Here is a 21,992-nt window from a genome sequence, read left to right as displayed (position 1 = left end):
CAACAGTTCGCAATGAACTCTCAGGATGGGCAATCAGATACTCTGCGGCCGTGCGTCTTCCACTGGCGGCATTGAGCGGCCGAACCCGGCCGTCCCGACCCAGCCGGACGTTCAACTGCCCAACTCCGACAGTTGAACGCCGGATCGCTGCGATCGTGGTCGCCGACAACCCTGTTGACTGGGCGACAGCCCGGTCAGACCATTGCGGGTAGGACTGCATGATCCTCGTTGCCGCGGCCCTGCGATCTGGAAGTGCCAGCGCCAGGCCATGTCCGACATTCAAGGCGACAGCAAGAACGAAGGCCTCCTCTGGTGAACCATCGAAATAGTAGGCCTGCAACGAATCCCGCCCATTCATCAGAGCTGCGTACACACGATGTACCCCATCAACCACGTGTCGCGTGTCCCTGTGGACGATGATGGGTGGCAGCACATCGCCCGCCTCCGCGAGCAACAGAGTATGGCTTGGATCCTCGCCGCGCAGTCGCGGCGAGTCCCCGACCTTCAGCGACGCGATCGCTACCTGTTCGGGTCGGCTGTCATCGGCGATCGTCCTTTCGAGAATCACGCGGGCATGGCCGTGCAACGCAGAGCCGGGACGGCACTGCTGGACTGCGGATGGACGAGGAGGCATTGACTGCACCCCGGCGCCCGATCCCGTTCCCTCGCTCAATACAACTCCCCCTGGTCGTGTTGTCGAGAAGTGCTGCAGTCTGCTTCAGCTCAACATCAGCGGGATTCGCCGCGCGCGAATGACTACAGCAAAATTTGCGCTTCAAGGTGTGCTGAATAGACGGGAATTGGGCACGACAAAGGGAACATGTGGTGCCATCGAAATAAGGCACCGAACGGTCGAGGACCCTTTTGAGAGGCTTGTGCAATCAACTAACGACACAAGGCATCGTTTTGGGTCCTTGGCCGAGAACATCTAGCAGAGACCCAGGCAATTACAGCAGCGGTCGATTTAGCTGCGAGCTCAAAAGCGACATACCGCTCACGTCACAAGACGCGAGATCTGAACCTGGGACCAGCGACGATCACGAGCTAGACATCGACAAGGGTTCAACGCATCTGACAGACGTAGCCGAGTGAACTCAAAACCGAATATCGCGCATAAGTCCTGCCGCGACCTGGCCAGAAGCTAGGACGCGATTCGCGATGAGCGAGAGAAAACTACCGACCACCGACTGGCAGATGAACGGAACGCGCCAAATTAACCCCCATGACACACGCTCCTTTCCTGCCGTCTACGTGGCCGAAGCCATCAAATTTGCTCCAATATGCGGAAGTATGGATGCAATCGTGTGCACTTCCAATCCACATATGAGCGGTGCTTATTCTTCTGATGCAAACGCAGGGTGTCAAGTGTGGCGGCCGAGCGTGATCAGTTCCTCAAAGCGCGCACGGGACGCCGGTGCGGAGCATGAGCATCAGCGTTGCCGTCATTGGTGCGGCCCTTCGTCCTTCGTACGGTCGGGTTCGCTGTCATCCCCCGCCCGCACAACCGATACTCGCTAGCTAAGCTAACTAGCCAGCGGATGGCCGGGCGAAGCCCTCGTCGGTCAAGCCAGCTACCACGTCCCGCACCCATTCCACATCGTGCCGGTCATCGCCTGGCAGATCCGACATCAACATCACCCCAACATGACACAGTCGTCAGCCCATCGGACAGGTCGATGCAGCTTCCCTCAGGACTGGGACGGAGGGCTCGTCAACAGGAAGCGCGTAGCCACGCAGAACCGCGATGAACTGCATCGCGTATTGGCAGTGGAACGCCGCGTTAGGCGGCAGCCAGTCCGCGGGCTCCTGATCGCCCTTGTCCTGATTCGCTTGCCCCTCTACTGCAAGGAGATTCGCGGGATCATTCGCAAACCGAATGCGAAGCGATTCGGGCCAACCCCGCGCCCCTTGGTCCCATGCGTAGGCCAAGGGCACGATATGCTCGATCTGTATAGCTGCGCCAGTCTTGTTGCCGCGCAAGAAGTTTATCGTTTTACCTGTGTAAGGATCATGCAGCACACCCGTTGCCACAGCACGTGGACAACGCTTGATCGACACGAATGTCTTGTCGATGAGATCGCGGTCGAGAATGTCATTGCGGGTGTCGCACCCGTTATGACCACTCGGAGCGTCGTTGTCATCAGTCCACGCCTCCCCAAAGGCCGCACGGCGGTAATCGCCGCTCCGGGAGCGCTCCGGCACGACTGCCACCCCGGCGAGAACGTCAACCCCGGCAGCCACCGTCGGCACATTCGGGTCAGCGGCAACCATCGCCGATCGATCAGTCGACGACATCACAGTCTGAATGGCTACCGCCAACGCCACCAGAACGGCCGCCCCCAGCCACATCACCCTCCGCCGGCCCATCAGACCACCGCCCGCACCGGCATAACATCAGCCACTGTCAGCGGCATATAATCTACCCTCTGACCATTACAAACGCCTGCTCCATTTGTCAAAATTACAGATCCGATGTCGTCGATCTGGACCGAGGCCCCGACCTGGTTGCCACGGACGAAGGCCACGACGGCGTTGGTGTAGGGATCGTGGAGGGTGCCGGTCGCGACGGCGGTAGGACACCGCTTGATCGCGACGTACGTTTTGTCGGTGAGATCGCGGTTGAGGATGTCGTTGCGGGTGTCGCAGCCGTTGTACCCACCGGGTGCACTGTTGTCGTCGTCCCAGGCCTCGCCGAACGCCGCGCGGCGATAGTCGTTGCCGTGCAGCCGAACCGGAATCTCAGGGATTCCACCCAGCACATCGGTTCCGGCCGCGAGGGTCGGTATGTCGGCTTCTGCGACGAACCGGCTGGACCTCTGCGCAGACTGCGTCACCTGGACGGCGACGACGACCGTCAATGCCACCGCGATCGCCAACCACGCCAGCCGGTTCACGATTTGTCCAGGTACTCGACACGGTCGGTCTCGATGAACTGGGCCGCCAGCAGGCCCATCCCGGCATTGTTCGGGTCTTGCTCATAGAACGATTCGCAGTATTCCCGCGCATCGGTGATCACCTCCAGATGCTCGCGCAGCGACAGGAACCGCAAATTGATGGTCCGCCCGGACTGGTTGAGCCCCAACACATCTCCCTCGCGACGCTCGTCGAGGTCGAGATCGGCGAGAGCAAAGCCGTCGAGGGTGCCGGCGACGGCCTTGATCCGCTCCCCCGCTTTGGAAGATTCCGGCAGCCGGGTGGCTAGCAGGCACAGGCTCGGATGCTGCCCGCGACCGATCCGGCCGCGCAGCTGATGCAGCTGACTGATGCCGAACCGGTCGGCGTCCATCACTACCATCACCGTGGCGTTGGGCACGTCTACACCAACCTCGATCACGGTGGTGCACACCAGGACGTCGAGTTCACCGGCCCGGAAAGCCGACATCACCCCATCCTTCTCATCGCCGGGCAGCCGACCGTGCATGAGACCCAGCCGCAGCCCCGACAGTGGCCCGCGCTGCAGCCCGTCGAACAGGTCGACGACGGTGACCGGGGGCGGGCCGGCCTGCTTGCCGTCTTTTGACTCCTTGGGATCCTTGTCGGATTCGTCGATGCGTGACGCCACCACATAGGCCTGGCGGCCGGCGGCAACCTCCTCGCGGATCCGCGCCCACGCGCGATCCAGCCACGCCGGCTTCTGTGACACGAAAATGGCGTTGCTGGTGATGGGTTGACGACCGCGGGGCAGTTCACGCAGTGTCGACGTCTCCAGATCGCCGTACACGGTGAGCGCGACGGTGCGCGGAATCGGCGTGGCCGTCATCACCAGCAGGTGTGGGGTGAAACCCTCACGAGCCTTGGCACGCAATGTGTCCCGCTGCTCCACGCCGAACCGGTGCTGCTCGTCGACCACCACCATGCCGAGGTTTTCGAATTCCACCGCGTCCTGCAGCAAGGCATGGGTGCCGATCACGATGCCGGCCGCACCGGAGGCGACCTCCTCGCGCACCTGTCGCTTCTGCGCCGCCGACATCGATCCGGTCAGCAGCGCCACCCGGGTACCGTGCTCGGCGCCACCGAGCTCGCCTGCCATCGCCAGCGGCCCCAGCGCCTCACGCACGGACCGGGCATGTTGGGCAGCAAGCACTTCCGTGGGCGCCAGCAGTGCACACTGGTAGCCGGCGTCGACCATCTGCAGCATCGCCAACAGCGACACGATGGTTTTGCCGGAGCCGACCTCGCCCTGCAGCATCCGGTTCATCGGGCGGGTCGAGGCCAGTTCGGCCGACACCACGTCGAGCACCTCACGCTGGCCCGCTGTCAGCTCGAACGGCAGCGTCCGCAACAACTCGGCGGCCAGCCCGTCGTCGGTCCACGGCGCCTGCGGACCTGACTCACTCAATTCGCCGTGGCGCCGGGCCACCAGGCCCCATTGCAGCCCGATCGCCTCGTCATAGGTCAACCGTTCGGCGGCCCGGTCGCGCTGCGTCGCATTCTCGGCCAGGTGAATGGCCCGCAACGCTTCGTCTTCGGACATCAGATTCCGTTGTTGGACAAATGATTCCGGTAGGGGGTCGGGTACGGGGTCGAGGACGTCGAGCACCTGACGCACGCAGGAGTAGATATCCCAGCTCTGCACCTTGGCGCACGCCGGATAAATCGGGAAGAACTCCCGCTCGAAGGCGGCCAGCATGTCATCGCCGCTGGCGCCGGAGGCCGTCGCGATGGTTTTCAGCGACTTGGTACCGAACTGTTTACCCGACGGCGAGTCGAGCACCAGGAACGCCGGATGGTCCAGCTGCAGGGTATTACGGAAGTACTTGACCTCACCGGAGAGCATGAGCCTGGTGTCGACCGGAAGCTTGTCCACCATCCACCCCGCATTGAAAAACGTTGCGGTGACGGCGGGCCGGTGCTTGCCGAGCGTGACACGCAGCCACTTGCGGGTCTTCTGCCGCCCGGTCTTCTTGTCGAAGACGGGCTTCATGGTCCCTTCTTTGGTCTCGGTGACGACCTCGATGAAGGTGACGTGTTCGCCCTCTTCCAGGTCGAGGGCTTCACCCTCACCGCGGACCGTCATACCGTCGCTGTACTTGCGGGGATAGTGCCGCAGCAGATCGTTGACGGTGCGGATACCGAAGTGCTCCTCGAGCGGTTTGGCCGACTTGGCCCCGATTACCAGGTCCAGCCGGTCGGAGAGGCCGGCCACTACTCGACTCCGATCAGCAGGGCGTCGTCGCGGTGCCCGGTGTGGTAGGTCACCAACTCGGCCCCGAGATGCTTGCTGTGCACGTGCTCCTGCAGTGCTCGGCCCACCTCGCAGGTGACTCCGTCGCCGGTCAGCACCGTGATGAGCTCACCGCCGGCCATCAGCAGCAGATCGATGAGCCCGGCGGCCGCGGCCGTGATATCTGGACCGACGATCAGCACTTCGTCGCCGGCGATGCCGAGTCCGTCTCCGGGCTTGCAGGTACCGGCCCAGGTCAGGGCTTCCTCAGTGGCTACCCGCACGGCGCCGTGCCGCGCCCCCGCAGCCGCGCGGGCCATGGCGTAACCGTCGTCGACGGCCTGACGGGCGCCGTCGTGGACGGCCAACGCGGCCAGCCCTTGCACCATGGAGGCGGTCGGCACCGGCACCACGTCGATGCCCCATCCAATGGCAGCTGTACAGCCCGCAACAAGCTCTTCGGCAGCGACGTAGCCGTTGGGCAGCACCATCACCTGCGCGGCCCCGGTGTCGACGAGAGCCCGCAGCAGCTGCTTGGCACTGATCGGCTCAGCGTCCCGGGAGCGCAATATCGCCGCCCCCTCACCGGCGAACAGCTCGGCACCGCCGTCGCCGTCGACCACCGCCAGCACCGCCCGCTCCCGCGACCAGCCAGCGGCGGGGATCGCCCCGGCACCGCCCAGCAGTGCCGTGATCTGGATACGGCTGAGCGTCCCCACTGCCAAACCCGCCTCGACGGCTGCTCCGGCGTCATCGACGTGGACGTGGAGCGAGTACTCGGCACCGCCGAAGGTGGCGATAGTCACCGACTCGCCCAGTTGCTCCAGCCCGGCGCGCAGCCCTTCGACGGCGCCAGGGCCGCATCCGCTGAGCCGATACATCACCTCGAACTGTGGCGGGGCCGCGGTGGCGGGGCGAGTCGGTTGAGCCGATGGTTGGTACGCCGGCCGGTGCGGCGCACATCCCGCGATCGTGGACGTCATCGCGTCCAGCAGTACCAGCAGGCCGCGGCCGCCGGAATCGACCACACCGGCCTCGGCGAGCACGTCGAGTTGATGCGGCGTCCGGTCCAGCGCCGCGCCGGCGGCTTCTGCTGCGGCCAGACTGACCGCGGCGATGTCGGCTCCGTCGGCGGCGCAGTGCTCGGCGGCGCCTGCAGCCGCCTGCAGCACCGAGACGATGGTGCCCGAAACCGGCTCGTCCATGGATGCGACCACGAGTGCGACGGCGTGTCGCAGAGCCGCGCCAAACAGCACACCGTCGATGTCGGCCAGATCACCTTCGCGCTGGAGCGCGGCGGACGCAATCACCTCGGCAACGGCCGACAAGATCTGCGAGAGGATCACCCCGGAGTTTCCGCGGGCTCCTTGCAGCGCGCCCGCAGCCAGCGCGGCTGCCACCTGCGCAACGTCACCGGCCCGATCCCCGTTTACCTGCGCCCACGCCGAACGCATCGTGAACAGCATGTTTGTGCCGGTATCGGCGTCGGGCACCGGGAACACATTGAGCCGGTTGATCTCGTCTGTGTGCGCAATCAGCTCTTCGACGGCAGTGTGGGCCCACGCGCGCAGAGCGGAGGCGTCAAGCCGGCGAGCAGCCATCGAACCCCCTCCAATCCCGAGCCGTTCCCAGCCGAGAACAGGCACCGTGCGGCGTGGCCGCTGTGCGCGTCAGCCTAGCCAGTGCCAGCGACAATGCTGATCAGAGCACCGGGCCCTGTGCATAACCTGACACGCGGTTGATCGACGATTTTGGCGATACCCTGGCCGGCCGGTATTCTGATCGGGTTGTCGGGTCGAGCCGCGTTGATTTGCGGTGACCAGGCCCAGACCCCCAAGTACTGATTTCGAGGAGTGTTGATATGGCTGCCGTGTGCGATATCTGCGGGAAGGCGCCGGGATTCGGCAAGTCGGTGTCGCATTCGCATCGGCGGACCAATCGGCGCTGGGATCCGAACATCCAGTCGGTGCGTGCCGTGGCACGCCCGGGTGGCAACAAGCAGCGTGTGAACGCCTGCACGTCCTGCATCAAGGCCGGCAAGGTCTCGCGCGGCTGAGCGCTTGCGCGAAGACGAAAACCGGCGCGGCTGAGCGCTTGCGCGAAGACGAAAACCGGCACGGCTGAGCTGGTTAGTCAGCAGCGCTGCGGCCGTTTGATTGTGGGGCCCGGCAGAGTGCCTCCTGCCGGCATGAATTCTCTTCACTGTTCGTCCGATTCCTGTACGGATGCGCCTGTACGTTAGCGGTGGCTTCGGCCCTGATGGCGTGCGGGGGCAGCAAGTCCGGCGATCAGCCGACCACTGGGTTCACCACGCCGAGCGACTGGAACGACACTGTCGTGGTTCCGTCGCCGCCAGTCATCCTGCACCTCCGGCGATTCCTGGGTCGCCCGGAATGCCATGAGCGGGAATCCCCTCAGGGCAGCCGCCAGTCGATCGGCTCGGCACCCTTCTGCTGCAGGAGTTCGTTCGCGCGGCTGAACGGCCGGGATCCGAAGAATCCGCGCGACGCCGACAACGGTGATGGGTGCGGGGACTCGATAGTCGCGCAATCACCTTCGGCCAGCATCGGTTTCAGGGTCGACGCATCGCGCCCCCACAACACCGCCACCATCGGCTGCTGCCGAGCCACCAATGCCCGGATCGCGCATTCCGTGACCGCTTCCCATCCCTTGCCCCGATGCGATGCCGGAGTGCCCGGCCGCACGGTGAGCACACGGTTGAGCAGCAGCACGCCCTGCTGCGCCCACGGCGTCAGATCACCGGTACTGGGCTGGGGGTAACCGAGGTCCTCGGTGTACTCGGTAAAGATGTTGGCCAGGCTGCGCGGCAGCGGCCGCACGTCGGGGGCAACCGAGAAACTCAGGCCCACCGCATGCCCGGGCGTCGGGTAAGGATCCTGTCCCACAATCAGCACCCGCACCTGGTCGAATGGAAAACTGAAGGCGCGCAGGACATTCTGCCCGGCCGGCAGATAACGCCTGCCGAAGCTGAGCTCTTCGCGGAGGAACTCCCCCATCTGCGCCACCTGCGGGCTTACCGGCTCAAGAGCCCGCGCCCAGCCGGCCTCGACAAGTTCACTCAGAGGCCGTGCCGTTGTTGAACTGCTCGCGTCCGCCGTCATCATTGGCTCCTCGCGTCCGCCGTCATCATTGGCTCCTCGCGTCCGCCGTCACGAAAAACCAACTTAGCCTGAGCCGTTAATCGAACGACTGCCATCCCGGGTTTCCCACCCACGCGTCGCCGTCGACCAGCACCCGCGCCGGACCGTCGATCACCCGGCCGATCACCCGCCACCCGTCCGGCACAGCTCCGGCGAAGGTCGCCACCAGCGCGTGGTCCTCGCCACCACCGAGCACCCAGTCCAACGGATTGGCACCGGTGACCGACGCGGCGGCAGCGACCGCGGCGCAGTCGGCGGTGAGCGCGTCGGCGCACAGGTCGATGACGACCCCCGAAGCCGTCGCGATGTGGCCGAGATCGGCGAGCAACCCGTCGGACACATCGGTCATCGAGGTGGCACCGGCGCGGGCTGCGGCCGCCCCTTGGCCGTACGGCGGCACAGGTACCAAGTGCCGCCGCCGTAACTCAGGATACTGGTCAATACCGTTGTGCCACAGTACATATCCCGCGGCAGATCGCCCCAGCTCACCGACCACCGCGACGGTGTCACCGGCGCGGGCGGTACTGCGCAGCACCGGGGGCCGGCCTTCGAGATCACCCAGGACCGTGACCGATACCACCCACAACGGGGCCCGCACCAGATCACCGCCGACGATGCCCGCACCGAGCCGATGCGCTTCGTCCCACATCCCGTCGGCGAGTTCGACAGCCGCCGCGCTGGCGGTGTCGGCGGGTGCGCCGAACGCGACGACAAACGCCGTGGCCCGAGCGCCCATGGCTTCGATGTCGGCGGCATTCTGCGCGATGGCCTTGCGCCCGATGTCATGTGGCGTCGACCAGTCCAGCCGAAAATGACGGTCCTGCACCAGCATGTCGACCGACACTGCGGTGCGGCCGTCGTCAGCGCGCACCACTGCGGCGTCATCGCCGGGTCCCAGCGCCACCGTCGCGGGCTGTTCCCGCCCCGCCACCAACCGGTCGATGACGGTGAACTCGCCGACCCCCGCGAGAGTATCCGGATTGTTCTCGCCGGCCATATCGCCTCCTGCTGGTCGCCGCTGTGCCCTGAAACACCGGGCGGCCCTGCGGTACGTTTGGTGCCTGCGGCGACTGAGTCTATGCATGGATACGGAGGAGACAGCGGGTGGTAGAGGCTTACATGCTGATCCAGACCGAGGTGGGTCGCGCCGAGGTCGTCGCCAAGCATCTTGCGACGCTCCCCGGCGTGCAGTCGGCGGAGTACGTCACCGGACCCTACGACGTGGTGCTGCGCATCGGCGCGGCCACGTTGGCCGCCCTGCAGCCCGACGTGGTCCCGAATGTGCAGCAGGTCGCCGGAATCACCCGGACGCTGACCTGCCCGATCGCCAACGGAGCGCAGCCATAGAGTTGGCGGCGTGACCGACCAGCAGACCGCCGACGGCCCGCCCCGTGCCCTGCTCATCGCAGCAGTTGTGGTGGCGGTGTCGGTGTTGATCACTGTGCTCGGGATCGCAGCGGCACATCAGCGTTCCCCGGAACACCCGCCGGTGGCGATCTCCTCGGTCCCGGCTCCGCAGGCCAACAGCCCCGAATGCGGTGCCCTGCTCGATGGCCTACCCGAACAGCTGGGCGACTTCCTGCGTGCGCCGACCGTCGACCCCACTCCCGTGGGCACGGCGGCGTGGCAGGGCGAGTCGGGCACCGAACCGGTCGTCTTGAGGTGCGGATTGGAACGGCCCGGCGACTTCATCGTCGGCGCTCCGGTGCAGATGGTCGATGACGTGCAGTGGTTCCAGGTCAGCGACGAGGGCGCGGCACCCGGCGCCGCCGCTGCGGGCACACCGGAGCAGGCCAGGAGCACGTGGTACGCAGTGGACCGACCGGTCTACGTGGCGCTGACCCTGCCCGCAGGTTCCGGTCCGACGCCCATTCAACTGATCTCGGCGCAGATCACCCGAACCATGCCGGCCCGGGCGCCGGATCCAGGGCCGCTGCGCTGAAGCCGACTTGCTCCTCACGTGCGCCGAACCCGAATTCGCTCCTCACGTGCGCTAGCGCAGGCCGGTTCCGCGGGCAAGCGCCGTCTCGACCATGGCCGCCAGCAGGGTCGGATAGTCCACCCCACTGGCCGCCCACATCCGCGGGAACATCGAGATGGTGGTGAATCCGGGCATGGTGTTGATCTCGTTGATCACCGGCCCGTCGTTGGTGAGGAAGAAATCCACACGCGCGAGTCCCTGGCCGTCGAGCGCCGTGAACGCGCGCACGGCGAGACGGCGGATCTCCTCGGCGATGTCGTCATCGAGCTTGGCCGGTACATCCAGTTCGGCGGCGTCGACGAGATATTTGGTGGCGAAGTCGTAGAAGCCGTCTTCACGACCGCGCACCCCGGCCACCCGGATCTCCCCCACGGTGCTGGCTTCCACAGAGCCATCAGGGAATTCGAGGACACCACATTCCAGTTCGCGCCCCGGGATCGCAGCCTCGACGATGACCTTCGGGTCATGGCGGCGAGCCAGCTCGATCGCCGCGGGTAGCTCGTCCCATGTGGTCACGCGGCTGACACCGATCGAGGATCCACCGCGGGATGGCTTGACGAACACTGGCAGACCCAGCCGCTCGCGCTGCTCCAGATCTACAGTGGCGTCTTTGGGCCGCAGTACGGCATGATCGCCGATGGGCAGCCCCTCGGCCGCAAGCAGTTTCTTGGTGAATTCCTTGTCCATCCCGGCGGCACTGGAGAACACCCCGGAGCCGACGTAGGGCACCCCGGCCAGCTCGAGCAGACCCTGGATGGTGCCGTCCTCGCCGTAGGGCCCGTGCAGCACGGGGAACACCACGTCGACGGCGGCCAGCACCCGCCCGGGACCGGAGCCCAGCGACAACAGCTGGCCGCTGCGGCACGGATCGGCGGGCAGTGCCAACGCGGTACCGGAGGTGTCGGTGACACCGGGCAGCTGGCCATCGGTGATGGCCAGGGTCTCCGGACTGCCGTCGGTGAGCATCCAGGAACCCTCGGGGGTGATGCCGACGGCCACCACCTCGAAGCGTTCCGGGTCGAGGTTGCGCAAAATGCTGCCCGCCGACACACAGGAAATGGCATGTTCGGAGCTACGTCCGCCGTAGACAACGGCAACGCGGACGCGGGATCCGGGCTGATTGCGGGCAGTCACAACCTAGAGAGGCTACCGCCCCGGCCGGACTTCACCCTTCAGTGCGTCCTGACCTGCGGTTCTACCTGAGCGCCTGGTTGACGTCGGCGATCAGATCGTCGGTGTCCTCGATGCCGGCCGATATCCGGGCGAATCCGGCCGGCACCGCGTCGCCCCAGCGGGCACGACGGTCCACCGAGGTGTGAATCCCGCCGAAACTGGTCGAGGCGATGAGCAGCCCACTGCGCTCGACCAGCGCATGCACCGCCGCGGCGTCGGCCAGTTCGATAGACACCAGACCACCGAACCGCTGCATTTGTGTGGCGGCCAGATCGTGCGACGGGTCCTCGGGCAGCCCCGGGTAACGCACCGACCGCACGGCCGGATGCTTGCGCAGCATCACCGCGAGCGCCTGCGCGTTCTGGCACTGCCGTTCGAAGCGCAACCCCGCGCTGCCCAAGCTGCGCAACACCAACCAGGCCTCGAAGGCTCCCAGAATCGGCCCGGCCAGCAGCCGGTCGCGTTCCACCGCGGCCATCAGTTCGGGCTGACTGCCCGCGACGTAACCAGCGATGAGATCGCTGTGGCCGGCCAGTGATTTGGTGGCGCTGGCCACCACCAGATCCGCGCCCAACGACAGCGGTTGCTGGCCCAGCGGGGTCGCGGTGGTGTTGTCGACGACAAGTGTGGCGCCGCGGCCCCGGCAGGTCAGCGCGAGCCTGTGCAGATCGACGACGTCCAGCGCGGGATTGACCGGCGTTTCAGCCAGCACCACGTCTGCGTTCGACGCGGCTTGGCAGATCTCGCCGACTGCCGCCTCGATGACATCAACCCCTTGTGGCGCAAGGTATTCTGCTGCATACCGCCGGACCTGGTAGTAGCCGTCGGCAGGCACGACGAGCGTCGAACCCGGTTTGGTCAGCACCCGCAACACCGACGTGATGGCCGCCATGCCGGATCCGAAGGTAAGCGCCGCCGATGCTCCCTCCAGTTCCGCCAGCGCCGCTTCCAGTTGCCGCCAGGACGGATTGGAGCTACGCCCGTAGCTGTCCTGCGGTTCGGTGTCGTCGGGCGAGAGGTGATAGGTCGACGCCGGAATGGGCATCGGCGCCACCGGAACGCCTGGGATTGATTCGGACCCAACGGCTTTGACGCTGCGAGTGGAATCGCCGTACGTACCTTCGATCATTTCTACTCCGGTTTGGTGCTGCGTCCCAGCAGGTGTGCAACGGCCTCGTCTACCGACAACCCCTTGTGACACACCCGGTGGACGGCTTCGGTCAGCGGCATCTCGACGTCGTAGCTGGAAGCCAGGGCCAACACCGACTCACACGACGACACCCCCTCGGCGACGTGTCCGCCTGCCGCGAGCAGTGCCGACTCCATGGTGCCGCCCCTGCCCAGTCGCTCGCCGAACGTCCGGTTACGCGAGCGCGGTGAAGTACACGTTGCGACCAGATCGCCGACGCCTGCCAGCCCGGACAGCGTGGCAGGCTTGGCGCCCAGGGCGATGCCCAGGCGCAGGATCTCGGCCAGCCCACGGGTGATGATCGCGGCGAGCGTGTTCTCCCCGAGCCCGACGCCGACCGCCATGCCACACGCGAGCGCGATGACGTTCTTACAGGCGCCGCCGATCTCGGCACCGACGACATCGGCGTTGGTGTACGGCCGGAAGTATCCGGTAGCCATCGCGCGCTGCAACGCGACCGCGCGGCCGGAATCGCTGCACGCGACCACCGTCGCGGCCGGCTGCATGGCAGCGATCTCGCTGGCCAGGTTCGGTCCGGTCACCACACTGATCCGGGATTGATCGACCGCGGTGACCGCCGCGATGACCTGGCTCATGCGCAGCAGCGAGCCCAGTTCGATACCCTTGGCCAGGCTCACGAGCGTGACGTCGGCACCGATCAGATGCTTCCAGCCTTCCAGGTTGTTGCGCAGTTGTTGTGCCGGCACTGCCAATAGCACCGTGCATGCCCCGGCCAGCGCCTCGGCCGGGTCACTGGTGGCACGGATGGTGGGCGGCAGCACGACATCGCCGAGGTGGTCGCTGTTGCGGTGCTCGGTGTTGATCTCGTCGGCGACCTCGGGGCGGCGTGCCCATATCGTCACCGAGTTACCCGCGTCCGCCAGCACCTTAGCGATCGCCGTGCCCCACGCACCCGCGCCCATCACCGCAGCCTCCACCACGGCATCACCCTAGCCGTTGTATGCGCGCGAGCCGCGGCAGCAGCCCGGCTGGCAGGATGGCTGCCATGAGCGGCATCCACCCCGCCGGCACTACGTCGGGCGCCGAGGTCGCACTGGTGATCGCGGTCAAACGCCTCACCGCGGCCAAGACCCGTCTGGCACCGATCTTTTCCGCCCCCACCCGGGAGGCGGTGGTGCTGGCGATGCTGGTCGACACCATCACCGCGGCCTCGGCAGTCGCGACGGTCACCGTCGTCACCCCCGACGAGGACGCGGCCGAGGCCGCGCTGGCCGTCGGCGCCACGGTGATCATCGATCCGACGCCAGCCGGGCACCACAACCCGCTCAACAACGCCATCACCGTGGCAGAGGCCGAGCTACGTAGGTCTACGACGAATATCGCTGTGCTGCAAGGGGATCTGCCCGCCTTACAACCCCAGGAGCTATCCGGGGCGCTGACCGCGGCACAAGCACACCCGCGCAGCTTCGTCGGTGACCGGCACGGCACCGGGACCTCGGCGCTGTTCGCGTTCGGAGTGCCGCTGCAACCGGAGTTCGGTGCCGATTCCGCTGCGCGCCACCGGCACTCCGGAGCGATCGAACTCACCGGCGCGTGGCCGGGGCTGCGTTGCGATATCGACACACCGGACGATCTGTCTACTGCCCGCCGGCTGGGAGTCGGACCGGCCACCACAAAATCACTCGCCCGACATCGCTCGCACGGGTAGCCGCAGAGCTGGCGCATAAGGAATGATCGGACAGGTGAGCGAAGCCACCGAAGCCGAGCCGATCCTGCGGACCGACGACACCGATCGCGACGACACCTCGAACGGGTCGGGATCGTCGGCCGGTGCCGACGCGACACCCGAGGCACCGCCGGCGGCCACCTCCCCGGCCGTCGACGACGCACTGCCTGAGGACCGCTATCTCAATCGCGAGCTGAGCTGGCTTGACTTCAACGCCCGCGTGCTGGCGCTGGCGGCCGACCAGTCGCTGCCGCTGTTGGAGCGCTTGAAGTTCCTGGCGATCTTCGCCTCGAACCTCGACGAGTTTTATATGGTCCGGGTCGCCGGCCTGAAACGGCGCGACGAGATGGGGTTGTCGGTGCGGTCGGCCGACGGACTGTCCCCCCGCGAGCAACTGCGCCGGATCAATGAGCGCTCGCAGCAGATCGCCAGCCGCCACGCCGCGGTGTTCCTCAATTCGGTGCGCCCGGGGTTGGCCGAGCAAGGCGTCGTCATCGTCACGTGGGCCGAACTCAGCCAGGCCGAACGCGAGAAACTCTCGACCTACTTCCTCGATCAGGTCTTCCCGGTCCTCACCCCGCTCGCTGTCGACCCCGCGCATCCCTTCCCGTTCGTCAGCGGGCTGAGCCTCAACCTGGCGATCACCGTCCGCCATCCCGACGACGGCGGCCAGCACTTCGCCCGAATCAAGGTGCCGGACAACGTCGATCGGTTCGTCCAACTTCCCCCGCCGGCCGACAATCCGCAGGTGTTGCGATTCCTGCCGATGGAAGCACTCATCGCCGCGTTCCTTCCGGTGTTGTTCCCGGGTCTGGAAGTGGTGGAACACCATGCCTTCCGGATCACGCGCAACGCGGACTTCGAGGTCGAGGAAGATCGCGACGAGGATCTGCTGCAAGCGCTGGAACGTGAGCTGGCCCGCAGGCGCTTCGGCAAGCCGGTGCGCCTGGAAGTCGCCGACGACATGACCGACAACATGCTCGAGCTGTTGTTGCGGGAGCTCGACGTCGATCCCGGCGACGTCATCCAGGTGCCGGGGCTCCTCGACCTGTCAGCGGTATGGCAGATCTACGGTGTCGACCGGCCCGATCTCAAGGACCGGCCGTTCGTGCCCGCGACCCCACCGGCGTTCGGTGAGCGCGAGACCCCCAAGAGCATCTTCTCCACGCTGCGCGACGGCGACGTCCTGGTCCACCATCCCTACGATTCGTTCTCGACCACGGTGCAACGCTTCATCGAACAGGCCGCCGCCGATCCGAATGTGCTGGCTATCAAGCAGACTCTGTATCGGACATCGGGCGACTCGCCGATCGTCAACGCGCTCATCGACGCCGCCGAAGCCGGCAAGCAGGTAGTCGCTCTGGTGGAGATCAAGGCACGGTTCGATGAGCAGGCCAACATCAAGTGGGCCCGGGCACTGGAGCAGGCGGGTGTGCACGTCGTCTACGGCTTGATCGGCTTGAAGACACACTGCAAGACCTGTCTTGTGGTCCGCCGCGAAGGCTCGGCTATCCGGCGCTACTGCCACATCGGGACCGGTAACTACAACCCGAAAACCGCACGCCTGTACGAGGATGTGGGCCTGCTGACGGCCGATCCCGATATCGGTGCGGACCTCACCGATCTGTTCAACTCGCTGACCGGTTATTCCCGCAAGGATTCCTACCGCAACCTGTTGGTGGCTCCCCGCGGCATCCGCAAGGGCATCATCGATCGGATCGACCAGGAGATCGCAGCTCACCGGAACGGCGCGACGACCGGTATTCGGGTGAAGGCCAACGCACTGGTCGACGAGCAGGTGATCGACGCACTGTACCGGGCATCCCAGGCAGGCGTCCCCGTGGAGATCGTGGTCCGCGGCATCTGCGCGCTACGCCCCGGCGGCCCCGGTTATTCCGACAACATCACGGTGCGTTCGATCCTCGGCCGCTTCCTGGAGCACTCACGAGTTATTCACTTCCGCGCCATCGACGAGTTCTGGATCGGCAGCGCCGACATGATGCATCGTAATCTCGACCGACGTGTCGAGGTCATGGCTCAGGTGAAGGACCCGCGGCTTACCGCGAAACTGAACGACATTTTCGAATCAGCCATGAATCCTGCCACCCGGTGTTGGGAACTACAGCACGACGGCCATTGGGCGGCACTGCCGCAGGAGGGCCAGACGGTACGCGACCACCAAGTGTCGCTGATGGAACGCCACCGGCATCCCTGAGCGGGTCCGGGTACGAGCCAGCGGCGGTACCGGAGAATGACCTGCAGGAGTTGAGGTGTCGAACAACAACACGGCCACCGGCGAGAAGGTTGTGCCCGCCGCCGGCGCGGTGCTGTGGCGTCGCAGCAGCGATGTCGCAAGCGATCCGGCCTCCGTCGAGATCGCCGTCATCCACCGGCCCCGGTACGACGACTGGTCGCTACCCAAGGGCAAGGTCGACCCCGGCGAAACCGAACCGGTGACCGCGGTGCGTGAAGTCTACGAGGAGACCGGCTACACCGCGCGGCTCGGCCGCAGGCTTGGATCGGTGTCCTACGCCATCCCCCCGGGCACGAAACGAGTCTGGTACTGGGCGGCCCAGGCTACCGGTGGAGACTTCGCTCCCAACGCCGAAGTGGACAAGCTGATCTGGCTTCCCGTCCATGCCGCAATGGAGCAGCTGCAGTATCCGTATGACCGAAAAGTGTTGCGGCGCTTTGGTAAATACCCACCGGAAACCAAGACAGTGCTCATCGTTCGGCACGCCACGGCCGGTCGTCGGTCTCGCTATAAGGGTGACGACCGGCGGCGGCCGTTGGACAAGCACGGCCGGGCCCAGGCCGAGTCACTGGTGGGCCAGCTGTTGTCATTCGGCGCCAGCACGCTCCACGCCGCCGACCGAGTGCGATGTCACCAGACAATCGAGCCGCTCGCGCAGGAACTCGGCGTGGACATCCACAACGAGCCCACGCTGACCGAGGAAGCCTACGCGCGTGATCAAAAGGCGACGCGGAACCGAGTCGTCGAGATCGCCGCACGAGCCGGCACCCCGGTTATCTGCACACAGGGCAAGGTAATTCCCGATCTGATCGCCTGGTGGTGCGAACGCGACAGCGTGCGCCCCGAGACGACGGGCAATCGCAAGGGCAGCACCTGGGTGCTGTCATTGGTCGATGGCCGACTGGTGGCTGCCGACCACATGGGCAGTCCGCTGCCCACGAAGAAGTAACGCTCTCACAAAAAGGCACGCCGTGAGCGCGTTAGCGACTCACGGCGTGCCTGACTGGAAATCTACCTGCGGCCCCTCCTGGCGGGAGCCTTGGTCGCGGCCTTCTTGGCGGGAGCCTTGGCGGCAGCCTTCTTGGCCGGAGCCTTGGCGGCAGCCTTCTTAGCGGGAGCCTTGGCGGCAGCCTTCTTGGCCGGAGCCTTGGTCGCAGCCTTCTTGGCCGGAGCCTTGGTCGCAGCCTTCTTGGCCGGAGCCTTGGTCGCAGCCTTCTTGGCCGGAGCCTTGGTCGCGGCAGCCTTGGCCGGGGCCTTCTTGGCGACCGCGGCCCGCTTGGCGGGAGCCTTCTTGGCTGCCGTGCGCTTGGCTGGTCCTGCGGTCACACCACGCTTGACCGCGGGGCCTTCCGCCGGAAGACGCTGCGCGCCAGAGACAACCGCCTTGAACTGCGCTCCGGGGCGGAACGCCGGCACCGAGGTGGGCTTGACCTTCACCGTTTCGCCGGTGCGCGGATTGCGCGCGACCCGGGCAGCGCGGCGGCGCTGCTCAAAAACGCCGAAGCCGGTGATCGTCACGCTCTCGCCCTTGTGCACCGCGCGCACAATGGTGTCGACAACGTTCTCCACCGCGGCGGTAGCCTGCCGACGATCGGTGCCCAGTTTGGTTGTGAGTACGTCGATGAGCTCCGCTTTGTTCATCCAAAACCTCCGAAACCAGTGGTCCACTTTGAACCGACTAGTGGACACGGTAAACCCTGTGACCGTTGATTTCCAAGAGCCACGCGCAATTTCGGGGGTAGCTAGCGAACATTCCGGCAATCCGCTTGCCGCCCTTGAACTCCTGTCCGGAGGGTACAGAACCGGTTTGATGGGCGGCGAATTCGCCTCCCGAGGCCCGCGATCAGGCCTGCAGAGTACGGGGCTTCCAGGCCGGTCTGCCCTGCTCATAGGCCTCGATCGAGGAGAGTTTCCGCAGCGTGAGGCCGATATCGTCAAGCCCCTCGAGCAGTCGCCAGGCGGTGTAATCGTCAATCCTGAACGGCACCACTACCGTTCCCGCAGTGACGTTGCGATCTTGAAGATTCACAGTAATTTCCAAGCCCGGATTCTGCTCGATGAGTTTCCAGAGCAGCTCCACATCGTCCTGGGCGACCTCGGCAGCCAGTAACCCGGCCTTACCCGCATTCCCCCGAAAAATATCGGCGAAGCGGGATGAGATGACCACCCGGAAGCCGTAGTCCATAAGCGCCCAGACGGCATGCTCGCGCGACGAGCCGGTGCCGAAATCGGGCCCGGCGACCAATACCGAGCCTTTATCGAATGGCGCTAGGTTCAAGATGAATGACGGATCGGTGCGCCAAGCGGCGAACAGCCCGTCCTCGAAACCCGTTCGTGTTACCCGCTTCAGGTAGACCGCCGGAATGATCTGGTCGGTGTCGACATTGGACCGCCGCAGCGGGACGCCGATGCCGGTGTGGGTGTGAAAGGCTTCCATCGTCTTCTCCTCTAGCGGGCGGTTGTGGCGGGGAGGTCGGCCGGCGAGGCCAACGTGCCACGGATGGCAGTGGCTGCGGCGACGGCAGGCGACACGAGGTGGGTCCGGCCGCCCTTGCCTTGGCGGCCCTCGAAATTACGGTTGGACGTCGAGGCGCACCTCTGCCCAGGCGAAAGCTGATCGGGATTCATGCCGAGACACATCGAGCAGCCGGCCTGGCGCCACTCCGCTCCGGCCGCCGTGAATACCCGGTCCAGACCTTCGGATTCGGCTTGGGCACGGACTCGCATCGAGCCTGGCACCACCAACATCCGCACCCCGTCGGCGACCTTGCGGTCCCGTAGGACGTCGGCCACCACCCGCAGGTCCTCGATTCGGCCGTTGGTGCATGAGCCGACGAACACGGTGTCCACGGCGATGTCCCGCATGGCCGTACCGGGGCGAAGGTCCATATAGGCCAATGCCTTTTCCGCAGCCTGACGCGCACCGTCGTCGCCGATCAGCTCAGGATCGGGCACCGACGCCGACAGCGGAACCCCCTGGCCGGGATTGGTGCCCCAGGTCACGAAGGGGCTCAACGTCGCGGCGTCCAGGTAGATCTCGGTGTCGAACTCGGCACCCTCGTCAGTGCGCAATTGGCTCCAGGCGACTACCGCGGCGTCCCAGTCGGCGCCCTGCGGGGCGTGTGGCCGACCCTTGAGGAACTCGAACGTCGTCTCGTCGGGGGCGACCATTCCGGCCCGCGCCCCGGCCTCGATGCTCATGTTGCAGATCGTCATCCGGCCTTCCATCGACAGCGATTCGATGGCGCTGCCCCGGTATTCGATGACATGCCCCTGCCCGCCACCGGTGCCGATCTTGGCGATCACCGCCAGGATGATGTCCTTGGCGCTCACACCGGCCGGCAGCACGCCGTCCACATTGACCGCCATGGTCTTGAACGGCTTGAGCGGCAAGGTCTGCGTGGCCAGCACATGCTCAACCTCTGACGTGCCGATTCCCATGGCGATCGCGCCGAACGCGCCGTGGGTGGAGGTGTGGCTGTCGCCGCACACCACCGTCATGCCGGGCTGGGTGAGACCGAGCTGCGGCCCGATGATGTGCACGATGCCCTGTTCGGCATCGCCCATCGAGTGCAGCCGGATGCCGAATTCCTCGCAGTTGCGCCGCAATGTCTCGACCTGGGTTCGCGAGACCGGGTCGGCGATCGGCTTGTCGATGTCGATCGTCGGGACGTTGTGATCCTCGGTGGCGATAGTCAGATCGGGCCGCCGCACCGGCCGCCCGGCCATCCGGAGTCCGTCGAACGCCTGCGGGCTGGTGACCTCGTGCACGAGGTGCAGGTCGATGTAGATCAGGTCGGGCTCGCCCTCCTGGGAGGCCACAACGTGGTCGGCCCACACCTTTTCGGCCATGGTGCGCGGCTTTACAGACGTCGGTGTCGATTGATCCATCGCTACTACTCGATTCGGTTCAGGGTACTGCTGGGCTGCAGTCAATGGCTGGGAGCTACAGTCACCATCTCAGTATACGAGACGTTAGTATCTCACTGTGAGAAATAATAGCGGCATCGGCGTGCTCGACAAAGCGGTGGGTGTGCTGCACACAGTGGCCGAGTCTCCGTGTGGGCTAGCCGAACTGTGCGAGCGGACCGGGCTCCCGCGCGCGACCGCACACCGGCTGGCGGCCGGGCTGGAAACCCACCGGCTGCTGGCACGCGACGGCGACGGCCGCTGGCGCTTGGGCCCGGCCCTGACCGAATTGGCCTCCCACGTCAACGATCCGCTCCTGGCCGCCGGCGCCACCGTGCTGCCACGGCTGCGTGAGGTCACGGGTGAGAGCGTGCAGCTGTACCGCAGGGAAGGGCTCTCCCGCGTGTGTGTGGTGGCCCTGGAGCCACCGGCGGGACTGCGTGACACGGTGCCGGTCGGCACGCTGCTTCCGATGACGGCCGGGTCGGGCGCCAAGGTACTGCTGGCCTACGCCGACACGGCGACACAGCAGGCGGTGCTGCCGACCGCCATGTTCACCGACCGCACGCTCGCCGAGGTGCGCAAGCGCGGGTGGGCGCAGAGCGCGGCCGAACGCGAACCCGGGGTGGCGAGTGTGTCGGCCCCCGTCCGCGACGGGCGAGGCAACGTGATCGCCGCGGTGTCGGTGTCGGGGCCGATCGACCGCATGGGCCGCCGCCCCGGAGCGCGCTGGGCGGCCGACCTTCTCGCCGCCGCGGACGCGTTGACCCGCCGGCTATAGCAGTGTCACAACGACCGGCCCGAAGACCCCGATCGCAGAATCCCTACCACGTACACGACGGCAGCACGGTGGGCCGCCCGGTTATCCCCAAGCGCTTGGCCTTGTTCAACACGTCGAGCAACGCGTCCACCGGCGTCGGGCCATGACCTTGCATGACAATGCCACTCGATAATTGAACCTGGGCGCATTCCGTCTGGTCAGCATGGGCGACGGTGCCAGCGCCGACCAGCAGCCCCACAGCGGTGACGGTGAGCGCCCCGAAATACTTCAACGTTGCCTTCATCCGATGACTCCTCCTGTCCGAGTAGTGCTTTTCGGTCGGACTCGTACGGCGCCACCGGTAACCCCGCCGCGTGCCACAGTCGTGCCGGTCGCCGGAGCGGTTGTCCCCGTGACGGGTTTGGCGTTCGGATGCCAATCTAGGTCGGCGCACCTTCCGCGAGGCGCGTGCATCGCTACCTGAAGTTCGGCCTGCCGCGGCGCGAACTACTCAATGACGCGCAAGCGACTACGCGCCCCTTCTCGCAAAGAGAAAGGCACTCAGCCCGTACGGACTGAGTGCCTTTCGTGTGTGTACCCCCGATGGGATTCGAACCCACGCTACCGCCGTGAGAGGGCGGCGTCCTAGGCCGCTAGACGACGGGGGCTAGAACTTCGGCGATGGTCAGCATAGCTCAGCTGATCACGCTGACC

19 protein-coding genes, 1 tRNA gene and 1 pseudogene are annotated in these 21,992 nt (G+C 65.9%); 7 read left to right on the top strand and 14 right to left on the bottom strand.

Annotated elements, in window-relative coordinates:
• Positions 1 to 1,656: 1,656 nt before the first annotated feature.
• The 4 genes and pseudogenes from H276_RS0101845 to H276_RS0101830 form a co-directional block, all read right to left on the bottom strand.
• The gene (locus tag H276_RS0101845) at positions 1,657 to 2,367 is read right to left on the bottom strand and encodes an HNH endonuclease family protein (RefSeq protein ID WP_019969604.1); all 711 of its coding nucleotides are present in this window, start codon (positions 2,365 to 2,367) and stop codon (positions 1,657 to 1,659) included.
• Between the two features lie 104 nt (positions 2,368 to 2,471).
• A pseudogene (locus H276_RS22415) lies at positions 2,472 to 2,894 on the bottom strand (hypothetical protein); the annotation flags it as partial.
• Positions 2,891 to 5,146, bottom strand: a complete 2,256-nt coding sequence (recG, locus tag H276_RS0101835; protein WP_019969602.1) for an ATP-dependent DNA helicase RecG — start codon at positions 5,144 to 5,146, stop codon at positions 2,891 to 2,893. The gene recG and the pseudogene H276_RS22415, both read right to left, overlap by 4 nt.
• On the bottom strand, positions 5,146 to 6,765 hold the full coding sequence (locus H276_RS0101830) for a DAK2 domain-containing protein (RefSeq protein WP_019969601.1): 1,620 nt from the start codon (positions 6,763 to 6,765) through the stop codon (positions 5,146 to 5,148). Before H276_RS0101830 ends, recG begins: the two co-directional genes overlap by 1 nt.
• Positions 6,766 to 7,025: 260 nt before the next feature.
• Here H276_RS0101830 and rpmB point away from each other — a divergent pair, with 260 nt between their 5' ends.
• Positions 7,026 to 7,220, top strand: coding sequence for a 50S ribosomal protein L28 (gene rpmB / locus H276_RS0101825; protein WP_019969600.1), 195 nt, complete (start codon positions 7,026 to 7,028; stop codon positions 7,218 to 7,220).
• Positions 7,221 to 7,578: 358 nt separating this feature from the next.
• Here rpmB and H276_RS0101820 read toward each other — a convergent pair whose 3' ends face one another.
• Both H276_RS0101820 and H276_RS0101815 read right to left on the bottom strand, forming a co-directional pair.
• Positions 7,579 to 8,286, bottom strand: a complete 708-nt coding sequence (locus H276_RS0101820; protein WP_026356478.1) for a uracil-DNA glycosylase — start codon at positions 8,284 to 8,286, stop codon at positions 7,579 to 7,581.
• 76 nt (positions 8,287 to 8,362) lie between these two features.
• Positions 8,363 to 9,322, bottom strand: coding sequence for a thiamine-phosphate kinase (locus tag H276_RS0101815; RefSeq protein WP_019969598.1), 960 nt, complete (start codon positions 9,320 to 9,322; stop codon positions 8,363 to 8,365).
• A gap of 107 nt (positions 9,323 to 9,429) precedes the next feature.
• On the opposite strand from H276_RS0101815, the gene H276_RS0101810 reads away from it, so the two are divergent.
• Together H276_RS0101810 and H276_RS0101805 are read left to right on the top strand one after the other, a co-directional pair.
• On the top strand, positions 9,430 to 9,672 hold the full coding sequence (locus tag H276_RS0101810; protein ID WP_026356477.1) for an Lrp/AsnC ligand binding domain-containing protein: 243 nt from the start codon (positions 9,430 to 9,432) through the stop codon (positions 9,670 to 9,672).
• 10 nt (positions 9,673 to 9,682) lie between these two features.
• Positions 9,683 to 10,267, top strand: a complete 585-nt coding sequence (locus H276_RS0101805) for a DUF3515 domain-containing protein (RefSeq protein WP_019969596.1) — start codon at positions 9,683 to 9,685, stop codon at positions 10,265 to 10,267.
• Between the two features lie 51 nt (positions 10,268 to 10,318).
• Here H276_RS0101805 and H276_RS0101800 read toward each other — a convergent pair whose 3' ends face one another.
• The 3 genes from H276_RS0101800 to H276_RS0101790 form a co-directional block, all read right to left on the bottom strand.
• Positions 10,319 to 11,440, bottom strand: a complete 1,122-nt coding sequence (locus H276_RS0101800; RefSeq protein WP_026356476.1) for a D-alanine--D-alanine ligase family protein — start codon at positions 11,438 to 11,440, stop codon at positions 10,319 to 10,321.
• A gap of 61 nt (positions 11,441 to 11,501) precedes the next feature.
• A complete protein-coding gene (locus H276_RS0101795) occupies positions 11,502 to 12,605 on the bottom strand; it encodes a cystathionine gamma-lyase (RefSeq protein ID WP_026356475.1) in 1,104 nt (367 codons plus the stop codon).
• Between the two features lie 5 nt (positions 12,606 to 12,610).
• A complete protein-coding gene (locus H276_RS0101790; protein ID WP_036460476.1) occupies positions 12,611 to 13,591 on the bottom strand; it encodes an NAD(P)H-dependent glycerol-3-phosphate dehydrogenase in 981 nt (326 codons plus the stop codon).
• 83 nt (positions 13,592 to 13,674) lie between these two features.
• Here H276_RS0101790 and cofC point away from each other — a divergent pair, with 83 nt between their 5' ends.
• From cofC to H276_RS0101775, 3 genes are read left to right on the top strand one after another with little or no spacing between them, the layout of a single operon-like run.
• Entirely contained in the window at positions 13,675 to 14,337 is a 663-nt protein-coding gene (cofC, locus tag H276_RS0101785; protein ID WP_026356474.1) for a 2-phospho-L-lactate guanylyltransferase, read from the top strand.
• Between the two features lie 22 nt (positions 14,338 to 14,359).
• Positions 14,360 to 16,570: an RNA degradosome polyphosphate kinase gene (locus H276_RS0101780; protein WP_019969591.1), complete on the top strand. Its 2,211-nt coding sequence runs from the start codon at positions 14,360 to 14,362 to the stop codon at positions 16,568 to 16,570.
• A gap of 55 nt (positions 16,571 to 16,625) precedes the next feature.
• Complete coding sequence (locus H276_RS0101775) at positions 16,626 to 17,558, top strand: NUDIX hydrolase (protein WP_019969590.1); 933 nt, start codon at positions 16,626 to 16,628, stop codon at positions 17,556 to 17,558.
• Positions 17,559 to 17,620: 62 nt separating this feature from the next.
• Here the strand turns inward: H276_RS0101775 and H276_RS0101770 are convergent, their stop codons facing one another.
• From H276_RS0101770 to leuC, 3 genes are all read right to left on the bottom strand, one after another.
• Positions 17,621 to 18,250, bottom strand: a complete 630-nt coding sequence (locus H276_RS0101770) for an HU family DNA-binding protein (RefSeq protein ID WP_019969589.1) — start codon at positions 18,248 to 18,250, stop codon at positions 17,621 to 17,623.
• Between the two features lie 202 nt (positions 18,251 to 18,452).
• Positions 18,453 to 19,046 carry a 3-isopropylmalate dehydratase small subunit gene (gene leuD / locus H276_RS0101765; protein ID WP_019969588.1) on the bottom strand — a complete coding sequence of 198 codons (594 nt, stop codon included), beginning with the start codon at positions 19,044 to 19,046 and terminating at the stop codon, positions 18,453 to 18,455.
• Between the two features lie 11 nt (positions 19,047 to 19,057).
• On the bottom strand, positions 19,058 to 20,500 hold the full coding sequence (gene leuC / locus H276_RS0101760) for a 3-isopropylmalate dehydratase large subunit (protein WP_026356473.1): 1,443 nt from the start codon (positions 20,498 to 20,500) through the stop codon (positions 19,058 to 19,060).
• A gap of 97 nt (positions 20,501 to 20,597) precedes the next feature.
• On the opposite strand from leuC, the gene H276_RS0101755 reads away from it, so the two are divergent.
• The gene (locus H276_RS0101755) at positions 20,598 to 21,299 is read left to right on the top strand and encodes an IclR family transcriptional regulator (protein ID WP_026356472.1); all 702 of its coding nucleotides are present in this window, start codon (positions 20,598 to 20,600) and stop codon (positions 21,297 to 21,299) included.
• 43 nt (positions 21,300 to 21,342) lie between these two features.
• Here the strand turns inward: H276_RS0101755 and H276_RS0101750 are convergent, their stop codons facing one another.
• Both H276_RS0101750 and H276_RS0101745 read right to left on the bottom strand, forming a co-directional pair.
• Entirely contained in the window at positions 21,343 to 21,582 is a 240-nt protein-coding gene (locus tag H276_RS0101750; protein ID WP_019969585.1) for a hypothetical protein, read from the bottom strand.
• A 291-nt stretch (positions 21,583 to 21,873) separates the two neighbouring features.
• A tRNA-Glu gene (locus tag H276_RS0101745) sits at positions 21,874 to 21,946 on the bottom strand.
• Positions 21,947 to 21,992: the final 46 nt, after the last annotated feature.

Origin of the sequence: Mycobacterium sp. 141, from assembly GCF_000382405.1 — a bacterium.
Lineage (GTDB): Bacteria > Actinomycetota > Actinomycetes > Mycobacteriales > Mycobacteriaceae > Mycobacterium.
The sequence above is the reverse complement of the archived record's forward strand: the minus strand, read 5'-3'. Positions and strand labels throughout refer to the sequence as shown.

Bases quoted from the DNA above. Each gene is read 5' to 3' on its own strand.
- H276_RS0101845 (WP_019969604.1), bottom strand. From the start codon at position 2,367: ATGGGCCGGCGGAGGGTGATGTGGCTGGGGGCGGCCGTTCTGGTGGCG.
- H276_RS0101830 (WP_019969601.1), bottom strand. From the start codon at position 6,765: ATGGCTGCTCGCCGGCTTGACGCCTCCGCTCTGCGCGCGTGGGCCCAC.
- rpmB (WP_019969600.1), top strand. From the start codon at position 7,026: ATGGCTGCCGTGTGCGATATCTGCGGGAAGGCGCCGGGATTCGGCAAG.
- H276_RS0101820 (WP_026356478.1), bottom strand. From the start codon at position 8,286: ATGACGGCGGACGCGAGCAGTTCAACAACGGCACGGCCTCTGAGTGAA.
- H276_RS0101815 (WP_019969598.1), bottom strand. From the start codon at position 9,322: ATGGCCGGCGAGAACAATCCGGATACTCTCGCGGGGGTCGGCGAGTTC.
- H276_RS0101790 (WP_036460476.1), bottom strand. From the start codon at position 13,591: ATGGGCGCGGGTGCGTGGGGCACGGCGATCGCTAAGGTGCTGGCGGAC.
- cofC (WP_026356474.1), top strand. From the start codon at position 13,675: ATGAGCGGCATCCACCCCGCCGGCACTACGTCGGGCGCCGAGGTCGCA.
- H276_RS0101780 (WP_019969591.1), top strand. From the start codon at position 14,360: ATGATCGGACAGGTGAGCGAAGCCACCGAAGCCGAGCCGATCCTGCGG.
- H276_RS0101770 (WP_019969589.1), bottom strand. From the start codon at position 18,250: ATGAACAAAGCGGAGCTCATCGACGTACTCACAACCAAACTGGGCACC.
- leuD (WP_019969588.1), bottom strand. From the start codon at position 19,046: ATGGAAGCCTTTCACACCCACACCGGCATCGGCGTCCCGCTGCGGCGG.
- leuC (WP_026356473.1), bottom strand. From the start codon at position 20,500: ATGGATCAATCGACACCGACGTCTGTAAAGCCGCGCACCATGGCCGAA.
- H276_RS0101750 (WP_019969585.1), bottom strand. From the start codon at position 21,582: ATGAAGGCAACGTTGAAGTATTTCGGGGCGCTCACCGTCACCGCTGTG.